The organism is Vibrio sp. 10N.222.51.C5 (assembly GCF_041474575.1).
Classification (GTDB): Bacteria; Pseudomonadota; Gammaproteobacteria; order Enterobacterales; family Vibrionaceae; genus Vibrio; species Vibrio crassostreae_C.
On sequence record NZ_JBFRUJ010000034.1, the window covers coordinates 23,677 to 44,434 of the forward strand.

Below are 20,758 nucleotides of genomic sequence, written 5' to 3' on the forward strand. Positions count from 1 at the left end.
TCTAAAGTAGAAAGCTTCTAACGCATCTTGTTTCTAGTGCAAATAGCTTGATTACTTTGGCAGATTTTCTAACGCTTCAACCATCGTCATCAATTTATCGACAATCCTTTCGCCGTCTACTCGCAAGCCATTGTGTTCATATTCATTGGTGATCCACGCTTTCGAGTTAGGAATGTTCGCCAATGTTTCACGGCTGTAATCCAACTCAACGTACATGTCATCGGCGTAAACGGCACACGCCATTGGCACTGTATTCTTGCTCAACTGCTCTGCGTTGTACAAAGTGCCCCAGTCCGACTTTTCAGCCAACATGTTCGCGGCTTCACGCAGTGGCTTCAGCGTTTCAAGTTGGTCGAACATCCATGGGTACACCATTTCACCAGTAAACCAGAACTCACTGCCCGATTGGTAGTTGAAGTGTGGGTACTGCTCACGAACACGATGTGCAGACCAGTTAGACGCTGTACCTTGACAGTAAATCGATTCATGCAAGATTGCGTAAATTGGGTTAGTTAAGTAACCCTGCTCTTGCTGCATTTGATTTAGGAAGCTGTAGCTCAGCTGTCTGTTACCGTTCACTTCAACAAACGCACTCTCCAGTGTGAAATACATTGGAAGGTTTGCTTCGCCGCCACCAAGATTAATACCTATTAGCTGGAACTGTTCAACTGTGAACACCTGACCGTTTGGCAGTCTCACATCGTTGTTGAGCAGGTAATCAGAGATCTCGCGACACATAGCTTGTGCTTGTGGGAACTGAGCAAAGAAAGCTCTGTTTTTGTCTTCTACACGCTTGTAAGTCGCACGATAAACATCGTCAGCTTCTCGTTCAATAGAAGGAATGCCGCCCGTCACATAACAACGCTGCAAGCTCTGTGGGAACAGTGACAAATAGCTCAGTGTACAGAAGCCACCAAAGCTTTGACCAATCGTCGACCATTGCTTAATACCAAACTGTTCACGAATCGCTTCAGCGTCACGAACGATGTTATCCGCTCTGAAATGCGTTAAGTATTCGACTTGTTGTTCTGGAGACAAATGCGCCAAAGTTTCATGGCTGATAACCGTGCTGTTGCCAGTACCACGTTGGTCTAGAAGCAGAACACGGTAGTTTTGTAATGCACGCTTTAGCCAACCCGATTGACCACTCACCCGTGGAGAAGGAAAACCTGGGCCGCCTTGAAAGTAGATCAACCACGGCAGCTCTTGCTCATCTTTAGCGAGATCAACCAGCTCACGTGCGAAGACTTGGATCTGTTGTCCATCTTTGGCTTGATAATCAAGTGGCAACTCGAAAGAGTGCTGACGGTACAGGGTGGTTCCATCAATAAAGTTAGCTTGCACGCTTCATTCCTTTTTATCTGATTCTAAAGTCATTGGTACGAATAAAAATGGCACCCTTTGGCACCGTAGTTAGCAAGATACGCATACTAGCTTGTAAATGAAACCGTTTGTTGAACCTGAATGTGAAGGTACTTCATTAAATCGCCAAATTAGCTTTATACGCGTAACAACTTGTGTCAAAACAGAGAATTTAAGATGTGATCTATTGAGAAGAAGAACAAAAGTGGGACACAAATAAAAAGAGCTTAACGAGGTGAGGATACGTTAAGCTCTTTGGTTTTATCTGTTGTAAATGAGGTTTTTAGGTTGAACAAGCTCAGGCTTTATAGGTTTAGTTTCTATAAGCCAAAGATCTATAAACTGAGCTTCTGTAACTTATAGCTCTATAAAACAAAGCTAAGAAGCCTCGAGCTCACCTGCACCTTGAATTGAACGTTGGCTGTTTTCAACAAGGATAGCCGTCGCCGTTTCTTTCAACGCGCCCCACTCTCCATCGTCAACTTCAATGCCCTCGTTCCACGCCTTCTCTTGAGTTTTAAAAAGCGCTTCCGATTCAATGTGTGTTTGGTAGCCATCTGACAAACGTTCGATATCGAAATCCTGGACGGAAAGCTCGATGGTCATATTGTGGATATGATCGTCCGATGCCAGAGGCAAATCTGATAAAAACAGTTCTGGTGCAACGCAACCACGGTTAAGCACATACAAGGTGCTCTTAGGATTTGAGCCATTATCCCAACGTGCGGTACATGCGATGCCTTTCGCTGCCAGTTTTACAAGCTCACTGTACGCTAACCAACGGTTATGGCAGTTGTTTAGCTCGATTTTCAGCGTCTTTTTACCGACCATTTTTTCAATGGCGTAATCCATCACCACAGGAAGATGACACGCTAAGCTCGCCTTGTGCAGGTCCACTTCAACTGTGTTGTCGCTTGTCACTTGGATGTCTACAGGGCAATCGTCTTCTAGCCCCATAAAGTTGCTCGCATTGTTAAAATGACGAACACCATCCAAGCCAACCATTTGTAAATCTGCCACCATGTTCGCTATCACATCGGCTTCACCACATGTACGACGCATACCCAGAAAGGCTTTATTAACGGCCGCGACCAATTCATTGTGAGAAACGATCATAGCGATTTACCTCCATGTTGAGCATTGATATGTGTAGGAACGTTATGAGAGCCAGCAAGCTCCGCTTCACTTGGTAAGACTGGGAACACCCACTCGTCTTGATGAATTTCGTCAAGCAGCGGTGCGCCTTGGAAGAAGGTCACGCGAACCCAACGATCTGAGCGAGGATCAAACTTAGTCGCTCCAAACATCGCTAGCTTACAACGCAGCAAATGCATTGGTGGCGAGTCTTGGTGCAGCACGTTCATTTGAATGTCGCCCATCGCTTTGTTACCTAACGTCCACACACGACGTGCTATCGCACGATGTTGCGGTTGTTTAACAAGGAATTCAGCCAATGAAAGCTCTGGCGCGAATTGCAATAAAGCATGGTACAGACGGTAAGCTTGACGACCAATATCTAATGGCAGCTCACGCTCTTCACCAATTTCTTCTCCTCGAACACCGAGCCTTGGCTCTTCTTTGTCCTGAGAGCGATACCAGAACCAGTAGTTGTTATCTGCTTTCGTAAAGTCGGTGGTGATTGCCCAACGGTACTTTTCTTCTAACACAACCAAAAGGTCTTGGATCTTTTTGCCACTAGGAAGCGAGAGTGTTTCGCTACAATTCATATGCTCTTGATGGGCGTCCACTAATTCTGGGTACAATTCCATCAAGCATGAGATAAGGATTTCTTGGGCTTCCATACTCATGTGCTTAGATTGTTCAACTAACTGCGCCCATGTATCGCAATGGTTTACAGAAGCTTCTAGTGACTGTTCTGCGTGTTTCAACTCATCAACAGCGGTTTTGTTCAACTCTTGCTGATTTTCATTGATGGTAACAACTTGTTCTAAATGACAAATCGCTTTTTTAACTAATGTACGTAGGGGCTCAATCAATGCCGTATCCGTGTGATTAGCTAACACGTCAGCTAATGCATGCTCACGGGTTGTCATCCATTGATCGACAATACTTGGGTGGTTAATCAGATATGGCGCCATACCTAAACCTGTGGCATTACCCACACCTAGGTAGCGTTGTAAGCCTCTGTGCAAGGTAATCGCTTGTTCACCGCCTTGTTGCTCCGCTAGGTAATGAACCCAATCTAGGCTGAACTCACGCAGCATATAAACAGCACACATTTGAGCACTGAACGATTGATTAAAATCTGGATTCTTTTCCAAGATTTTAAAGTCAGCAATACCAAACTTACCATTACCATAAACCGCTGTGGTTCGTAGGATGTAGCCAACTTCCGCTAGCTCTTTTGGTGTTGGTTGAACACCTTTAGCCAAGTGACTAACAATATGTTCAAACACTCGTACACTTTTGTTGGCACGCGCTAAAACAAGCACATTGTTAGGGTTACGGCCTGCTTCTTGTAGCGGTACATTCGCACGAAGTCTCTCAAGTAGGGTGACATCAACATCACCAAGAACCAGAGCAAACGTTACGTCCCACTTTTCAGCAATTACACGGTCATTTCGTTCGTCGTCTGCAATCTCATCGCAGAAAACAACCAAATGATAAACATGATTTGGCGTCTCTAGCTTATAGATAACATGACCAAAACCTCGAGCGTCTAGTTGCCACTCATGCTTAGTCACTTTCCATTGCTGTTGCGCCATTTTACGAATCAGAGTTCTTACGAAGCTGATGCGTGTTTGGTGCATAGCACCCAGTCTTTCCGGTGCCATGACGACCGTTGCGTCACGTAGTGCTGATTCAGTGTAGGTAGAACGATGTGCATCCATTTTGCTCACCACCTTAATAGTTATAGGATTTTGCTAGCCATTCAGAACCGATCGTTGCTGTCTTTTGAAGCATATATAGCGACAGTATGTTGGTTAGCTTTCACGTTTTTAATCGTTATTGATATTATCGAGGCAAGCGAACTCGCCACTTACTATTTGTCCTGACTAGATCGATTGACCTAAATACGTGCCGCCCGGTGTATCTTCACCAGTACGGTTTTTATCTTCCTTCCGGAATCTTGTATCAGCCTTCTTTCAAAGGCTCACACCTTGTTTATCTTCAGTTTTTAGAGAGCTTTATCTCTACATTTTCTTCTTTATGCCGGCATTGATGTTTTATAAGCCTTGATCTTTCGCCATCTTGATTGCGATTTGAGGCGCATTCCAAAGTGATGGCAGCAAGATTAAGGACACCGGTACCGCGGTGATAACAATGAAGGATTGCAGCGCTGAAATACCGCCAGAGCCTAGGGAAATCAGAATTAACGCTGTTACCCCCATCATCACACCCCAGAAGGTACGAATAATTGCGTTAGGCTCTGTCTCACCACTGATCACCACACTGATGGTGTAAGTCATTGAGTCACCTGTCGTTACGATGAAGATCGTTGTCAAGATCAAGAACAGAATTGAGATAAGCATTGGCATTGGTAGCTGCTGAGTTACCGCCAGTAGCGCACCTGGTAAGTTAAAGCCTTCGAACGCCTTACTTACGCTGCCCGGATCTGCAATCTCAAACGCAAGGCCAGAGCCGCCAACAATTGTGAACCAGAAACAAGTTACAAACGGTGCGATAAGGCTAATGGTTGATACCAATTGGCGAATACTACGACCGCGTGAAATACGAGCGATGAAGATAGCCATCATTGGGCCGTAACCTAAGAACCAACCCCAGAAGAATACTGTCCACCAGCTCAACCAACCTTCGTCACCACGGTATGTTGCCATTGGGATGAAGTTGTCTATCATGCTGCCTACACCTTGGATGTAGCCATTGAAAATGAAGTTTGTTGGGCCGAAGATCAGAATGTAGACCATCAATGACATTGCTAAAATTACGTTGTAACGGCTTAGCATTTGCATTCCGCGGTTAAGACCACTTAATGCCGACAATGTGTATAGAACGATAGCGAACAGGATGATGATAAGCTGCGTCGTGAAGCCATCAGGAATATCAAACAGTGCGTTCAGTGCGTAGCTCACTTGCAAGCCTAAGAAGCCGATAGGACCAATGGTGCCCGCCGCTACTGCGACAATACAACATGCATCAATCAATGCGCCGGTGTGACCTTTCAATGCTCGCTCGCCTAAAACTGGGTAAAGCAAAATACGAGGTTTAAGCGGTAAGCCTTTGTCGTAGTGAAGGTGCATCACCACAATAGACGTTAAGCTACCGACAATGGCCCATGCTAGAAAACCCCAGTGCATGAAGGATTGCGATAAAGCATTCACCGCGCCTTGCTGTGCGTTTTCTTGTGCGCCGTACAATGGTGGTGGGCTAACGTAGTGAGCGATAGGCTCTGCTGCTGCCCAAAATACACCGCCACCTGCCAGTAGCGTACAGAAGATGATCGCCATCCAACGGAAGCCGTCCATTTCAGGTTTAGCGATGCCGCCTAGGATAACCTTGCCTGTTCGCCCTGCCGCCAGGCCAAGACCAATAAGAAAAGTCAGAAGAAGAAGCATTTGCCAGTAAGGACCGAATACTTTTACAGACCATGCAAAGCCCGTATTTACTAGGCTTGATAACAGCTCGCCATCAAATAGAGCAAGTGCCACGAACAGAGCGATAAAACCGCCGCTGTACCAAAGTGCTGGGTTGGATAGGCCTAATTTGTCTGACGTAGACTCAGACTCGTTTGTGTTGCTTTTTGCATTAATTGTTGTGTGTGCTTGACCCGCATTTAAGCTTGAAGATTTCACGCTATTGGTTAAATCAGACATACTCTGACTCCAGAGGTTTCTTTGCAGCTGTCATTTGAATGATGACTACAAGGGTGTATTTAACACCTGCCCTATTGTTTTTTGTGTTGGGCAGGCTAATCCATGTTTGGGTTACCGCGTTGCGAAATAGACCGTTGTTCCTTTTGAATAGTGAAATTGGTTTAAGCAGCACTTGCTTATTGAACGTTTGTTAGAAGGCTGCTAATTCGATGATGGCTCGCGAGAAACCGTTAACCCTTGGTTTGAGGCTCTAGGCCATCTTTCAAGAAGTTAAACCAGTTTTCTCCCAAGACTTGCCCAGCTTCAGACTCGCTGAAACCATGACGCATCAATCCGTTATATATGTTTTCCATACCCGCACTACCACAGAACCAAGGCAACGCATCTGGCCAACCTGAGTTGTTCGCAGAGCCTTCGCCGTAGTCCATTGCTTTAGACCAACGACCATTTCTCATCCATTCAAGAACGGCTTGAGGTTGGTTTAAGCATAGGTCACTGCCAATACCGAGGTGCTCTACGCCGACCATGTCAGCCGTAGTCGCAACCATCTGGCAGAAATCTTCCAAGGTACATTGGCTGCCGTTTGGTAGGTGGAATGGGTACAAGCTGAATCCGATTAAGCCGCCGCGTGCGGTTAGAGCTTTAATTACATCGTTTGATTTATTTCGTAGTGCATCATGAGCAAACGTCGGGTTCGCATGGCTGATACAAATAGGACGAGAAGACAAGTCGATAGCTTCAAGTGTTGAGCGCTCGCCACTGTGAGACATATCTATGATCATGCCCACTCGGTTCATCTCTTCGATGGCTTGTTTACCAAAGCGAGTAATACCTGTGTCGTTCTTCTCGTAGCAACCCGTCGCCAATAAGCTCTGGTTGTTGTACGTCAGTTGCATGATCAAAAGACCTTGCTTACGCATCACTTCGATAAGACCGATCTCATCGTCGATTGGAGAACAGTTTTGAGCACCAAGGAAAATGCCGACTTTGCCAGTCGCTTTTGCAGTCTCGACATCAGCCATTGAGTGAATCGGCATGATAAGGTCTGCGTTCTGCTCGAATCTTAAATTCCATTCTGCAAAGCGAGATAAGGTTTCACGAGCCGTCTCGTGGTAAACCGCGGTAGCGTGAACTGCTGTAATGCCGCTCGCCTTTAGTGTTTGGAAATATTCTCTGTTCCAATTGCAGTATTGCAATCCATCTATAACAATCCGTTGCTGGTACATAACCACTCCTATTGAAAGCTCAGTGTTCTAGCTCGGTTTTGAAAACACGCTCAAATAACATGTTTTCAAAAATGGGTTAAATCACTTGTCTAAGCTCGTTTGCTGCTTTGGTTTGAATGTTGGCCTGACTCTGTGAATCAGGCCAATTCGATAGCTGGATAGCTAGGAAGTTAATTCAGCTATCCAATTCTTATTTAGAAAGTGGATTAGTAAGGACGTTGGTAAGCCGTCTTAACCACTGTGTAGAACTCTTTCGCGTATTGACCTTGCTCACGAGGACCGAAGCTAGACTCTTTACGACCACCAAACGGTACGTGGTAATCCGTGCCTGCTGTTGGTAGGTTGACCATCACACAACCGGTCTGCGCTTGTTGCTTGAACATTGCGCTAGTACGTAGGCTCTGAGTAATGATGCCGCCTGTTAGACCGAAGCGAGTGTCGTTGGTTGTCGCAATCGCTTCTTCTAGGTCAGCGACACGAATCACACTTGCCATTGGTGCGAACACTTCTTCTTGGTTCACTTCCCAATCGTTCTTAGTGTTCAAGAACAGCGTTGGAGACATGTAGAAACCTTCGTGCTTCATACTCAAGCGTTCGCCACCAAATGCCAGCTCACCGCCGCTTTGACGTGCTTTCTCAACCCAACCTAGGTTTGCTTCAAGTTGGTTGCCGTCAACAACAGGGCCCATGAACACGCCGTCTTCTAGTGCGTGACCCACTTTAAGCTCGCTCATACGCTTGATCAGTGCTTCAACGTATTGGTCGTGAATGCCATCCATAACCACAAGGCGAGAAGACGCGGTACATTTTTGGCCTGCGCCAGAGAAAGAACCTGCAATCGTTGCATCAACCGCAGTTTGGATATCAGCATCGTCAGCAATAACAAGTGCGTTTTTACTGCCCATTTCTAGTTGGCATCGAACGAAGTTTGGCGCTGTAGCCGCTGCCACTTTACGACCCGTATCAACAGAACCGGTAAAGCTCACACCGTTCACTTCTTTAGAGTTGATCAGTGCATCACCTACTGTTGAACCGCTACCCAGTACAAGGTTAAACGTACCTGCAGGGATACCTTGGCGGTGGATGATCTCTGTAAGCGCGACCGCACTTGCTGGTGTTAGGTTTGCTGGTTTCCAAATAACGCTGTTACCGAAAGCCAATGCTGGAGCAATTTTCCAAGCTGCTGTTGCTGTCGGGAAGTTCCAAGGAGAGATAATGCCGATAACGCCCACCGCTTCGCGAGTCACTTCAACAGAAACACCCGGGCGTACAGAATCTGCGTTGTCACCAATTTGGCGAAGCACTTCAGCCGCAAAGTATTGGAAGAACTGACCTGCACGGTAAATCTCACCGCGACCTTCAGCAAAAGGCTTACCTTCTTCACGAGATAGCAAAGTGCCCAGCTCATCACAACGGGCAATCAGCTCATCACCAATCGCTTGAAGCACCGTTTGCTTGCGTTCAATCGGCGTTTTTTCCCACTCTGGTTGAGCGTGTTTCGCCGCTGAAATCGCTTGTTGAACTTGTTCAGCACTTGCTTGTGCAAAGTTGCCAATATTTTCAGAAATATCTGATGGGTTAATGTTCGCTACGGTGCTTACACCCGCTTGCCATTCGCCGCCAATGTAAAGTGCGTTTTCTGCTTGAACATTCTGTAAGTGAGTCATCATTCTGTCCTTGTAACGTTAGGTTGCGGTTGAGTCTGGCAACCATCGGATTAATTAATAAATCGTTAATTTATATAGAGAATAAGTATTAATTTTGTATCTAAACGTAAAACTATTCGCTTGTATCAGTAAAGATCTGCGTAGACAAACAGCTTTGATTGGCAAATTGCCTCAGTTCACAGTCCATTTATTCAGGTTGAGACGCCGATGCATAAACCACGAACTCAACCAACATCTCTTCTCTAGCTAGCCCTGCAACAACGACTGCTGCACGATTTGGATAAGGTGCGTTGAAGTATTCTCCATATACGCTGTTTACCGTTTTTAGATATTCACGGTCTGTCACGTAAATTAGAACTTGCAGCACTGAATCCATAGATTCGCCTGCACACTCCAACGTATGAACAAGGTTGTTAAAAGTCTGACGCGTTTGCGCTTCGATACCGCCTTCTACTACTGCGCCCGTTTCATCAATTGGAATCTGCGCGGTGTATAGAGTGCCGTTATTAACGATTGCCCACTCTAGTGGTGCTTTTGAAGCAAAAAGAGAGGTTTTTACTGGGTGTTTTTTAGTTTGTGCGTTCACGATTTCATCCAACTTTGTAACAACTATGTTTCAAGATGGTTAAATACTGCACCTTGACGCCTGATAAATCTAACGGTAAATTTTGTGCATTTGATAAATAAAATCTATCACCTTGCGAAAAGTAAGGTATAGCAAGGGCTAGAGAAGGATCGGAGTCATGAGTATTAAGCTACAACAGTTAAAACATTTCGTTTTGGTGGTCGAAGAAGGTGGATTTAGAGCGGCATCTCACCGTGCAAATCGATCGCAAGCGGCACTTTCGACTTCGATAAAAGAGTTGGAAAAAATACTCGGCCAACCTCTGTTTGAAACAGGCAACAAATCGACACTGACGCCTTTTGGAGAAATATGTTTGCCCAAGATCATTCAATTTCTGAACGTTTACAAAGCATTAGACAATGACTTACGCGCAGCGGCAGCAGGACAACAAGGAAGAGTTCGAATAGCGAGCGTGCCTTCTGTGGCCGCAAAACTCATCCCTAGTGTTTTAGGGGCATTTTGTGAGCAGTACCCGAATGTAGAAGTGAGTTTGATTGATGATAATGCGGCAGGGGTAGAAGCAAGATTACTCTCTGGCGAGGTGGATGTTGCCCTCGGTAATAGCTCCCATTTAGAAGAAGAGAGCATCGACTTCACGCCTTTGCTTTCTGATCCTATCGGTGTGGTGTGCCTCAAAGATAACCCTATCGCCTCTCAACAGGAAGGAATCGAATGGCAAACCTTGTTAAAGCAGCCCTTCATTCGTAACGGGACTTGCACCCTACTGGACCCAACACCTGCGCGCATGCTCAGCGAACAAGCCCTGTACTCTGTCGAGAACATTACCTCGCTGTTTTCGGTGTTAGAGCTCGGGATAGGCGTGACCACGCTACCTAAGCTGGCTTTCCCAACCAATGAAACCCGCTTGGTGTGGATTCCGCTAATTGACCCACCCTTGCAACGACAAATCGGCATTTTCAGACTGTCTGATCGTACGATCTCGCCACAAGCACAGGCTTTCCATGACTTATGTATTCAATACCTCAGTTATGAAGAGTCATAAGAGAGCCTAGATTAAGTAAATTAGGCAGCGCTCTGCTGCCATTTACTTCCTCAAAACTCGGTGTTTCTTCTCCGCACCATGCTTCTCGCACACCCAGTCCCCCATTTCACTCCTATATCATCAACATTTAGGCGCTGAATTTTCACTCTCGCGCACGCAAATAGTGACAAGCTGACGACAATATAAAAAATATTCGCTTATTGATAAGGAGCGACGTACGTTTAATTTACCAGAAAAACCAGATCTTCCATCATTGCCTCAAACAAGCTTAACCCCTACCAAAATCACACTTCACAACTCAGCTTGTAAATGAACCTAAGTGTTTGAATAGTCTTAATTGATAAGATCATAAGTTGAAAATTTAGCTCGCTACTCCCTTCTAAAAAGACCCTCTTTTTCACAAGGATAAAGCATCTTAAATATTCATGAATAAAGTGATAGAACTATTACTTTCATAAATGAAAAACATTCATTTCAAAAATGGAATTATTGATATCAATATTTGTCGTTTTGATCACATAATTTTAGGCGTAGTTTATATTTTGTCGAAACGAGAGCGAACTAGTTTATATCGTTCTATTTCGTCAGGAGATATAAGACCAGCAAGATTATCTCTTTGTTAACAAGCAAAGTTTTATTAACAAGTAAATGCGAGTAGCAAGACATATTCAAACTGTGTTTTATATGAGCTTACACTGTTAAATATAAGGTTTTATTATGAGGCTTAATGGGATAAGTGGTGACATTCTTGTTGCTGCTAAAAGAGTTGTTCTCTGCCAAGTAGTATTAGCCGTCGGTGTAGTTTTATATGAAGTGTTTTTTGGTAATAAAGTAGATATGGAATCGTCGGCTTTGGGTATCGGAATTGCGATGCTACCTCCGCTGTTTGGTTTTATATATGCAAGCCTAAAGGTGCGCAAGAATCCTAATTATAGTTTACGTGACTTAATGCAAATGAGTCGTGTCGTGAAAATAACTTATACGTTCTTAATGTTTATCTTGGCGTTCCAGTTTTTCAAATTGGATAACCCAGTAATATTGTACGCATATATTCTCACTATGGTTGGGTACTTCTTAACACCATTTATTACTGCCTCTACAAGATCGGAGTACGTGTAGTATGGATCAAGTCACTACCGCTCACGAATACATAGAGCATCACTTAACCTTCTTAACTACAGGTGATGGTTTCTGGGCGTTCAACATCGACTCGATGTTGGTATCTTGGATTACGGGTTTACTGTTTATTGGAGCTTTTCGATACGTAGTGACTAAGGGCACCAGCGGTGTTCCAGGTCGATTTCAATGTTTTATCGAACTGATATTTGATTTTGTAAACAACCTAGTAAAAGAGATTTTTCAAGCGGAGGATAAATTAATAGGGCCACTGGCATTAACCACTTTTGTTTGGGTGTTGTTAATGAACGCGGTCGATTTATTACCAATAGATTTCATACCAGCATTAAGTCGTGCAATGGGTCTAGAACACTTTAGAGATCTACCAACGGCGGACGTAAATATTCCAATGTCGATGGCACTCGGTGTATTTATCTTACTGTTGACTTATACATTTAAAAATAAAGGATTGAAAGGCTTTATCAAAGAGCTTACTACGCAGCCATTTGATAACCCTCTTTTATACCCTGTTAACTTAGTTCTTGAATTAATAACATTAATTTCAAAACCTATATCACTAGGCTTACGATTATTTGGAAACATGTATGCAGGTGAGATGATATTTATTCTGATCGCATTAATGCCATGGTGGATGCAATGGGCACTGAGTGTTCCTTGGGCACTATTCCACATATTAATCGTATTCTTGCAAGCATTTATATTTATGGTACTGACCGTTGTTTATTTAGGTATGGCAACAGAAGAACACCACTAATTAATAACTAAAAAATTTAACTAAAAAATTATTTATCGGAGATACAAATGGATATCGTAAGCGCAGTTTTATATGTAGCAGGTGCATTACTGATCGGTTTAGGTGCAGCAGGTGCCGCATCTGGTATTGGTAACTTAGCAGGTAAATACCTTGAAGGTGTTGCGCGTCAACCAGACCTTACTCCAATGCTTCGTACTCAATTCTTCATCATGATGGGTCTTGTGGATGCAGTACCGATGATCGGTGTTGGTATCGGTCTATACATCATCTTCGCCGTGGCTTAATCAAACCGCTTTGAAAGATCGATTTATACATAATCAAGATTTAGTGAGGAAGGTATGAACTTAAATGCAAGCATGTTTGGACAAGCAATCTCATTCGTGATTTTTGTTTGGCTCTGCATGAAATATGTATGGCCCCCTCTCACCGCGATGTTAGACGAGCGCCAAAAAGAAATCGCTGATGGTTTACGCCACTCAGAGAACGCTGCGAAAGAGCTAGAACTAGCAAAATCAAATGGCGCGCAACTCATCGAAGATGCAAGAAAAGATGTGACTGAACTGGTTGAACAGGGCCGAAAACGCCGCAATGAAATCATCAGCTTAGCGCAACAAGAAGCCGAGCAAGAAAAGGCACGCATCTTAGAACAAGGTAGAGCTGAGCTAGAAGGCGAACGCCAAAAGATACGCCGTGAACTTCAGGCAGATATGGCAGACGCAGTAATTCAAAGTGCACAGAAACTGATTAGCAAAAACCTAGATTCCGCAACGAACCGAGCGCTAGTTGACCAAATGATTAGCGAACTCTAAGGAGAGGCAATATGTCAGATTACACCAATATTGCTCATCCCTACGCCAAAGCATCGTTTGAATTTGCTTTAGGTGAAAACCAGTTACAAGAGTGGCACTCAATGCTGTCCATTCTTGTGGCTGTCGCGGAAGAAGAAACGATCGCTAGTCAGATTTCTTCAGCAGAAGGTGCTTCTACACACCAAACAGAAGAGCTGGCAAACCTCATCATTCATATTTGCCAAGGACTCGTTGATGACCACGTCATTAATCTTATTCGAGTCTTGGCCGAGAACGGCCGCCTTTCTGTTGTAAGAGACCTGTTTGAATTGTACTGCGAGCTAAAGGACGAACATGAACGTGTAGTGCCTGTCACTGTCACCAGTTCAGAAATGCTGACACAAGATCAAGTTACGTCACTAACAGCTGCACTTGAGAAGAAATTAGAGCGTCAGGTTGAAATGAAGCAGGTTATTGATGACACGTTAGTGGGTGGAATGGTCATCAAAGCGGGTGAAACCGTTATCGATGGTTCTTTAAACACATCAATTGACCGATTGGCTCATCAACTTCACGCGAGATAGGTAACAATTATGCAATTAAATTCAAATGAAATCAGCGATCTAATCAAAGAACGCATCTCGAAATTTAATGTGAGCACCGAGGCTCGCAATGAAGGCACTATCGTATCGGTTCGTGATGGCATCATCACAATCAATGGCCTTGCTGATGTTATGCAAGGCGAGATGATTGAGCTACCAGGTGGCAAATACGCACTCGCACTTAACCTCGATACCCACTCAGTAGGTGCGGTGGTTATGGGCCCCTACACTGACCTCTCTGAAGGTATGAAAGTGAAAGGTACAGGTCGTATCTTAGAAGTACCTGTAGGTAACGGACTTCTTGGTCGTGTAGTCAACACATTAGGCGAGCCAATCGATGGCAAAGGCCCAGTGAGTTGTGACCGACTCGACCCTGTAGAAGTGATTGCACCGGGTGTAATCGAACGTAAGTCTGTTGATCAACCTATTCAAACTGGTTATAAAGCGGTTGATACCATGGTGCCAATCGGTCGTGGTCAACGTGAGCTTATCATTGGTGACCGTCAGACGGGTAAAACAGCGTTAGCTATCGATGCGATCATCAATCAGAAAGATTCTGGCATCAAATGTGTGTATGTAGCGATTGGCCAAAAAGCCTCCACTATCGCTAATGTGGTTCGTAAACTCGAAGACCACGATGCGCTAAAAAACACCATCGTAGTCGTGGCATCAGCATCAGAGTCTGCAGCGCTTCAATACCTAGCCCCTTATGCGGGTTGCACCATGGGTGAATACTTCCGTGACCGCGGTGAAGATGCGCTGATCATCTATGATGACCTATCAAAACAAGCCGTTGCTTACCGTCAAATCTCATTGCTATTGAAACGCCCACCGGGTCGTGAAGCCTTCCCTGGCGACGTATTCTACCTTCACTCACGCCTACTAGAACGTGCAGCACGAGTGAATGCAGAGTATGTAGAGAAGTTCACTAACGGTGAAGTGAAAGGCCAAACAGGCTCATTAACGGCGCTTCCTATTATTGAAACTCAGGCGGGTGATGTATCAGCGTTTGTACCAACCAACGTAATCTCAATCACTGATGGTCAGGTTTTCCTTCAAACCCAACTGTTTAACTCAGGCTTACGTCCTGCAGTAGACCCAGGTATCTCGGTATCTCGTGTGGGTGGTGCGGCGCAATGCAAGATCATCAAGAAACTGTCTGGTGGTATCCGTACTTCATTAGCTCAATATCGCGAGCTGGCGGCCTTTGCTCAATTCTCTTCTGACTTAGATGAGATGACGCGCAAACAGCTAGACCATGGTGAGCGTGTTACCGAATTAATGAAGCAAAAACAATACTCTCCAATGTCAGTCGCTGAGCAAGCAACGGTTATCTACGCAGCAGAGAAAGGCTACTTGGTCGGTGTTGAGCTAAACAACATTGCCCGTTTTGAAGAAGAGCTGATTGCTTATGCCAAAGGTCAGAACCCTGCGTTGTTCGAAAAAATCAACGCGACAGGCGATTACAATGACGAAATCGACGGTGCTCTTAAAGAGATCCTAGAAGGTTTTGTTGGGATGAAAGCTTGGTAAGTGCTCCGGTTTGTTAGCTGGAAATCAAAACAAATAGGAGCAGATTATGGCAAGTACTAAAGAAATTCGCACCAAGATAGCCAGTGTTAGTAACACTCAGAAAATCACTAGCGCAATGGAAATGGTTGCAGCAAGTAAGATGCGCAAGGTTCAAGACAACATGACGCTAACTCGCCCCTACGCCGAGAACATGCGAAAAGTTATCTCTCATGTTGCATCGGGTTCCCTGGAGTACCAGCACCCTTACCTGCAACAGCGTGAACCTAAGCGTGTCGCTTACATCATTATCTCGTCCGATCGCGGCTTGTGTGGTGGCTTGAACTCAAACTTGTTCAAGAAAGTGTTAGAAGAAATGGAGCAATGGCGCACCAAGGGAGTCGAGGTAGAAACAACCTTAGTGGGATCTAAGGCTATCTCGTTCTTCCAACGCGGCGGCAACGTTATTGCACAAACGTCAGGTCTTGGCGATACACCTAAGTTAGAAGACATCTTAGGTACGGTGAATGCCATGCTCGGGCATTACGACGAAGGTAAAATCGATAGCTTGTATCTCGTTTACAACCAGTTCGTCAACACCATGGTTCAAGCGCCAACGACCTTGCAGTTGCTCCCCCACCCTTCGGATTCTGAGGAAGGTGGTGAGCCTAAAAAAGCGCGTCGTTGGGACTACATCTATGAGCAAGCACCCAAAGACATACTCTCAGAACTGTTACATCGATACATCGAATCGCAAGTGTATCAAGGCATTGTTGAGAGCATTGCCTGTGAGCAAGCAGCCCGAATGGTCGCTATGAAAGCGGCGACTGATAACGCAGGCCAACTCATTGATGACTTGCAGTTGGTCTACAACAAGGCGCGTCAGGCTGCCATTACCCAAGAGCTGAGTGAAATAGTCTCAGGTGCCCAAGCTGTCTAGGGCTAGAAAAGACTGGGTCAAGAACAGAATTTGAGGATTTAAGAATGAGTGTTGGAAAAATAGTTAAAGTAATCGGCGCGGTGGTTGACGTCGAGTTCAGCGGCGGCAACAGCCCACGCGTTTATGATGCATTGAAAGTGACTAGCGACGAAGCAAGCTCGTTAGTATTGGAAGTACAACAACAACTGGGTAGCAATATCGTTCGTTGTATTGCAATGGGTACGTCAGATGGCTTACGTCGTGGCCTAACGGTTGAAAACACAGGCTCTCCAATCACGGTTCCTGTCGGCGAAGAAACGCTAGGCCGTATCATGAACGTGCTTGGTCAACCTATCGATGAGTGTGGTGAAATCGGTCAGAAAGAAAACTACGAGATTCACCGTGAAGCCCCTTCTTATGAAGAACAAGCAAACAGCACTGAGCTTCTAGAAACAGGCGTTAAGGTTATCGACCTTATCTGTCCATTCGCTAAGGGTGGTAAAATTGGTCTGTTCGGTGGTGCTGGTGTAGGTAAAACCGTCAACATGATGGAGCTTATCAACAACATCGCCAAAGCCCACTCAGGTCTTTCTGTGTTTACCGGTGTAGGTGAACGTACTCGTGAAGGTAACGACTTCTACTACGAGATGAAAGAAGCAGGTGTACTAGACAAAGTAGCCATGGTTTACGGTCAAATGAACGAGCCACCGGGAAACCGTCTACGTGTAGCACTTACAGGCCTAACTATGGCTGAGCGCTTCCGTGATGAAGGTCGTGACGTACTGTTGTTCATTGATAACATTTACCGTTACACGCTTGCGGGAACAGAAGTATCAGCTCTGCTAGGTCGTATGCCTTCAGCAGTAGGTTACCAACCAACACTGGCTGAAGAGATGGGCGTACTTCAAGAGCGTATCACGTCAACAAAACAAGGCTCTATCACGTCTATCCAAGCAGTATACGTACCTGCGGATGACTTGACTGACCCATCGCCAGCAACAACCTTTGCTCACTTAGATGCGACCGTTGTACTGTCTCGTAACATCGCGGCACTGGGTCTATACCCTGCGATTGACCCGTTAGATTCAACGTCACGTCAGTTAGATCCGCTGATCGTAGGCCAAGAGCACTACGACATTGCACAAAAAGTACAAACAACGCTGCAACGCTACAAAGAGCTAAAAGACATCATCGCGATTCTTGGTATGGATGAGCTGTCTACTGAAGACAAACAGACCGTATCTCGCGCTCGTAAGATTGAACGTTTCTTAACGCAGCCTTACCACGTAGCCGAAGTGTTTACCGGTCAGAAAGGTGTCTTTGTACCGCTAAGCGAAACACTAAGAGGCTTTAAAGGTCTATTGAGCGGTGAATATGACGATATCCCAGAGCAAGCGTTCTTGTACTGTGGCTCTATCGACGAAGTGCTTAACAAAGCAAAATCACTCTAAGAGGCAGGTGCACCATGGCTATCGGAATTACAGATAATACATTTCAACTTAATATTGTAAGTGCGGAAGGTACGCTGTTTTCAGGTCCAGCGTATGCCCTAGCCGTTTCTGGCGCTGACGGTGAACTGGGGATCCGCCCCGGTCACTCCCCGCTTCTCAGTAAGATCAAACCGGGCGTAACCGTGTTTGTTACAGACCCTAAATCAGAAGGCCAAGTGCTGTATGTCTCTGGTGGGATGCTGGAAGTTCAGCCGGATGTGGTTACGTTATTAGCCGACACGGCCTTGCATGGTAAAGACATTGACCGCGCTCGCGCAGAAGAAGCGAAATATGCCGCTCTAGAGAACATCAACAAGGGCAACATAGACATTAACTTTGCACAAGCTCAGCTAGAACTAGCGAAAGCCGTTGCTCAGTTACGTGCATCAGAATTGACATCTTCTCGCACTCGTCACTGAGAAGAAGCGTTATTTGCCGTTAGCTGTGCTAGCAAACAAATACAAAAAAGGCTCACTAACTAGTGAGCCTTTTGATATCTGCGTAACGTAAAACCTAGGTCTAACGTTGCTTGATGTTCAAACGAATAGTTTTAAAAGATTCGTTTTAGAAAAGCAGTTTAGAGCAGTCGTTTAGAACTGTAGTTTAAAAGAACTCAATCGAATTACGGCCGCTTTTGTCATCACGTGTTGGCTTTGGCGTATCCGCTTTCTTTTTCGGTTTCTTCTCTTTTTTCTCTTTCTTTGGTTCAGCCTTTGCGCTTAGCATTTCTGCTTTGCTTTTCTTAGATTCCTTCTTCTTAGAATCCTTTTTAGACTGACCTTTCTTCGCCTTGCTGTCTTTTTTAGGCGCATCTTTCTTTTTCGGCTTGTCTGATTCTTCCTGTACTGGCTGGTCACACACCACTACATAGTATTCTTGATTGAATTCAAAGAAATCGCCATCGTACATTTTGCGGCGTTTTCGAGTTTCAAGCTCACCATTTACTGCTACGTAGCCTTCAGAGATGATGTGTTTAGCTTCACCGCCACCACTCACTAGGTTAGCTATTTTAAACACTTTGTAGAGCTCGATTGGCTGTGATGAAACATCGATACCAATTGCTTCAATTTCAATCTCTTCGCCTTCTTCGCCCAGCTCTTGGCCTTCGTAGTCAGCGTCTTCGTAATGTTCTTGGTCCATGGTGACCTCTACCTAAATATGTACTTCTGAAATATTGGGCGCAGTGTAATCGTAAAACAACAAAATGACCATGTTGAATTCATCCAGCGCCCATTTGTTCTCGTTACGCCCGACTTGGCTACACACCACCCACATTGGAGAGGCTGACAAGCTGCTTGGTATATTCATGTTGCGGATTACCAAACAAAGTCTCAGTGTCACCCTTCTCAATCACCTCGCCAGCTTTCATGACAATGGTGTAATGACACAAGGATTTCACGACATTCAGATCATGACTGATAAACAAATAGGTCAGGCCATACTTTTCTTGAAGTGACTTCAGCAAATCCAATACTTGAGCTTGAACGGTTCTGTCCAATGACGATGTTGGTTCATCGAGCAGGATAAACTCTGGCTTTAAAATCAAAGCACGAGCAATCGCAATACGCTGCCTTTGACCGCCAGAAAACTCATTTGGGTAACGGTGACGCGTTTCAGGATCGAGGTCAACCTCTTTCATTACGTCACAGATGCGTTGGTCGAGTTCGTGCTCATCCAATTGTTGATGCACTAACAAACCTTCGCCAATCACCTGAGCGACCGACATTCTCGGGTTTAGCGCAGAAAACGGGTCTTGAAAGACTACTTGCATACGGCTTCTAAACGGAAGCATCTGTTTTCGATCTAAACCTTGAAGCTGTTCACTCGAGTAGGTGATTGACCCTTCACTATCTACCAGCTTAAGTATCGCCATACCGGTCGTCGATTTACCAGAACCACTTTCGCCAACCAAACCGATTGAGTGCCCTTTCTTCAAAGTGAACTCCATGTCGGTCACAGCTTTAACATGAGAAATGGTGCGCTTGAATAAACCGCCCGTGATCGGGAACCAAACACGAAGTTGATTTACATCGAGTAGCGGTTTGCTTTCGGGTGACACAGGAACGGGCAAACCTTTCGGATCAGAGTTAATAAGTTTTTGAGTGTAAGGGTGAGCAGGCGCGTTAAACAGGGTATGACAGTCGTTACTTTCGACCAAGCGACCATCTTTCATTACTGCAACTCTGTCGGCAATCTTACGAACGATACTCAAGTCATGAGTAATGAAAAGCATTGCCATACCCAGCTCTTGCTGCAGGTCTTTTAGAAGGTCGAGGATCTGCGCTTGCACCGATACATCCAAAGCCGTTGTCGGCTCATCAGCAATAAGCAGCTCTGGTTCATTGATCAGTGCCATCGCGATCATCACGCGCTGGCGTTCTCCACCAGATAGCTCGTGCGGATAGGCTGAAATCTTTTGCTCAGGATAGCGAATGCCAACCTTTGAAAGCCACTCTATCGCCAAGGCTTGTGCTTTGTTGGTTCGCATACCACGATGAATTGCTAAGGTTTCAACAAGCTGTTTTCCAATTCGATGAAGCGGATTTAGGGAAACCATAGGCTCTTGGAAGATCATTCCAATACGACCACCACGAATCCCACGTAGCTGTCTTTCAGAACAACTCAGAATATCGGTGCCAGAGAAATTGATCTTACCGTTTAAGTAATGAGACGAGCCTTTTGGTAACAGCTTTAAAATCGAGTTAGCCGTGACCGATTTTCCGGAACCACTCTCACCCACCAGCGCTAATGTCTCACCTTTGTATATTTCTAAAGAGACATCTTGTGTCACTTGCTCTATCGAGTTTTTTCGCCCGAAACCGACAGACAGTTTATCTATGGTCAAAACCGGAGAAGCAGGCGTTGTATTTGAAGTCATAA

18 protein-coding genes and 1 pseudogene are annotated in these 20,758 nt (G+C 45.1%); 10 read left to right on the forward strand and 9 right to left on the reverse strand.

The genetic code is table 11. The features are described 5' to 3' along the window. Positions 1-51: 51 nt before the first annotated feature. The 7 genes and pseudogenes from AB4558_RS11705 to AB4558_RS11735 form a co-directional block, all read right to left on the reverse strand. Positions 52-1,344, reverse strand: a complete 1,293-nt coding sequence (locus tag AB4558_RS11705; RefSeq protein ID WP_017064721.1) for an alpha/beta fold hydrolase — start codon at positions 1,342-1,344, stop codon at positions 52-54. A 396-nt stretch (positions 1,345-1,740) separates the two neighbouring features. Then, positions 1,741-2,478 carry a DUF3726 domain-containing protein gene (locus AB4558_RS11710; RefSeq protein ID WP_017064722.1) on the reverse strand — a complete coding sequence of 246 codons (738 nt, stop codon included), beginning with the start codon at positions 2,476-2,478 and terminating at the stop codon, positions 1,741-1,743. Continuing rightward, a pseudogene (locus AB4558_RS11715) lies at positions 2,475-4,287 on the reverse strand (hypothetical protein). The gene AB4558_RS11710 and the pseudogene AB4558_RS11715 overlap by 4 nt, the downstream one beginning before the upstream one ends. 263 nt (positions 4,288-4,550) lie before the next feature. Continuing rightward, positions 4,551-6,158, reverse strand: a complete 1,608-nt coding sequence (locus tag AB4558_RS11720) for a BCCT family transporter (protein WP_372073224.1) — start codon at positions 6,156-6,158, stop codon at positions 4,551-4,553. 230 nt (positions 6,159-6,388) lie between these two features. Then, positions 6,389-7,384 (reverse strand): membrane dipeptidase, encoded by a 996-nt coding sequence (locus AB4558_RS11725; protein ID WP_372158822.1) that lies wholly within the window; start codon positions 7,382-7,384, stop codon positions 6,389-6,391. A 206-nt stretch (positions 7,385-7,590) separates the two neighbouring features. Beyond that, the gene (locus AB4558_RS11730; RefSeq protein WP_372158823.1) at positions 7,591-9,051 is read right to left on the reverse strand and encodes an aldehyde dehydrogenase family protein; all 1,461 of its coding nucleotides are present in this window, start codon (positions 9,049-9,051) and stop codon (positions 7,591-7,593) included. Between the two features lie 187 nt (positions 9,052-9,238). Next, entirely contained in the window at positions 9,239-9,637 is a 399-nt protein-coding gene (locus tag AB4558_RS11735; protein ID WP_017060835.1) for a RidA family protein, read from the reverse strand. A gap of 157 nt (positions 9,638-9,794) precedes the next feature. Here AB4558_RS11735 and AB4558_RS11740 point away from each other — a divergent pair, with 157 nt between their 5' ends. The 10 genes from AB4558_RS11740 (at position 9,795) to AB4558_RS11785 (ending at position 18,297) form a co-directional block, all read left to right on the forward strand. Continuing rightward, positions 9,795-10,679, forward strand: coding sequence for a LysR family transcriptional regulator (locus tag AB4558_RS11740; protein WP_017071346.1), 885 nt, complete (start codon positions 9,795-9,797; stop codon positions 10,677-10,679). 717 nt (positions 10,680-11,396) lie between these two features. Then, a complete protein-coding gene (locus AB4558_RS11745) occupies positions 11,397-11,798 on the forward strand; it encodes a hypothetical protein (protein WP_017060837.1) in 402 nt (133 codons plus the stop codon). 1 nt (position 11,799) lies between these two features. Next, complete coding sequence (atpB, locus tag AB4558_RS11750; protein WP_017060838.1) at positions 11,800-12,570, forward strand: F0F1 ATP synthase subunit A; 771 nt, start codon at positions 11,800-11,802, stop codon at positions 12,568-12,570. A gap of 47 nt (positions 12,571-12,617) precedes the next feature. Continuing rightward, positions 12,618-12,854: a F0F1 ATP synthase subunit C gene (atpE, locus tag AB4558_RS11755; RefSeq protein ID WP_004730405.1), complete on the forward strand. Its 237-nt coding sequence runs from the start codon at positions 12,618-12,620 to the stop codon at positions 12,852-12,854. 54 nt (positions 12,855-12,908) lie between these two features. Further along, entirely contained in the window at positions 12,909-13,379 is a 471-nt protein-coding gene (locus AB4558_RS11760; protein WP_017060839.1) for a F0F1 ATP synthase subunit B, read from the forward strand. Between the two features lie 11 nt (positions 13,380-13,390). Further along, positions 13,391-13,942: a F0F1 ATP synthase subunit delta gene (locus AB4558_RS11765; protein ID WP_017060840.1), complete on the forward strand. Its 552-nt coding sequence runs from the start codon at positions 13,391-13,393 to the stop codon at positions 13,940-13,942. Between the two features lie 9 nt (positions 13,943-13,951). After that, a complete protein-coding gene (gene atpA / locus AB4558_RS11770; protein ID WP_017060841.1) occupies positions 13,952-15,493 on the forward strand; it encodes a F0F1 ATP synthase subunit alpha in 1,542 nt (513 codons plus the stop codon). A 46-nt stretch (positions 15,494-15,539) separates the two neighbouring features. After that, on the forward strand, positions 15,540-16,409 hold the full coding sequence (gene atpG, locus AB4558_RS11775; RefSeq protein WP_017064727.1) for a F0F1 ATP synthase subunit gamma: 870 nt from the start codon (positions 15,540-15,542) through the stop codon (positions 16,407-16,409). 44 nt (positions 16,410-16,453) lie between these two features. Next, positions 16,454-17,839 (forward strand): F0F1 ATP synthase subunit beta, encoded by a 1,386-nt coding sequence (gene atpD / locus AB4558_RS11780; RefSeq protein ID WP_017060843.1) that lies wholly within the window; start codon positions 16,454-16,456, stop codon positions 17,837-17,839. A 14-nt stretch (positions 17,840-17,853) separates the two neighbouring features. After that, positions 17,854-18,297, forward strand: a complete 444-nt coding sequence (locus AB4558_RS11785) for a F0F1 ATP synthase subunit epsilon (protein WP_019820614.1) — start codon at positions 17,854-17,856, stop codon at positions 18,295-18,297. Positions 18,298-18,481: 184 nt separating this feature from the next. Here AB4558_RS11785 and AB4558_RS11790 read toward each other — a convergent pair whose 3' ends face one another. Both AB4558_RS11790 and yejF read right to left on the reverse strand, forming a co-directional pair. Next, positions 18,482-19,018, reverse strand: a complete 537-nt coding sequence (locus AB4558_RS11790) for an RNA-binding S4 domain-containing protein (protein ID WP_372051104.1) — start codon at positions 19,016-19,018, stop codon at positions 18,482-18,484. 118 nt (positions 19,019-19,136) lie between these two features. After that, positions 19,137-20,756: a microcin C ABC transporter ATP-binding protein YejF gene (gene yejF, locus AB4558_RS11795; protein ID WP_372158824.1), complete on the reverse strand. Its 1,620-nt coding sequence runs from the start codon at positions 20,754-20,756 to the stop codon at positions 19,137-19,139. Positions 20,757-20,758 lie beyond the last annotated feature (2 nt).